The sequence below is a fragment of the Actinotalea ferrariae CF5-4 genome, from assembly GCF_000603945.1.
Lineage (GTDB): Bacteria > Actinomycetota > Actinomycetes > Actinomycetales > Cellulomonadaceae > Actinotalea > Actinotalea ferrariae.
In genome coordinates, this window is the sequence record NZ_AXCW01000614.1 from 1 (window position 1) to 381 (window position 381).

At 71.1% G+C, this 381-nt stretch carries 1 pseudogene; it reads right to left on the minus strand.

Going from position 1 to position 381, the window contains the following annotated elements:
* A pseudogene (locus N866_RS19495) lies at positions 1–381 on the minus strand (ISL3 family transposase); the annotation flags it as partial.

Genomic DNA, 381 nt, shown 5'->3' on the forward strand with positions numbered 1-381 from the left:
GCCAGGTCTTGAACGCCTGCTTGGAGCGGCCCGGGACCATGTCCAGCAACCGCGAGGGCCCTGTGCCGTCGCGGATCGGGGTGAGGTCGATGATGACGGTGACGTACTTGTCCCCGCGGCGGGTGTGGCGCCACACGTGCTCGTCCACGCCCAGCACCCGGACACCGTCGAACCGGTGGACGTCCTCGATCAGGACGCGCTTGCCCTCGGTCAGGACGGCGTCGTTGGCCGTGTTCCACGAGACCGCGAGGGCCTGGGCGATCCGCGCGACCGTGAGGTGCTGGACCACCAGCCCCTCCAACGCCCAGCGCAGCGCCCGGCGGGACAACTTGGCTCGAGGTTCGGCGGCCAGGCTGGTGTCCTGGCGCCACACGTGCCCGC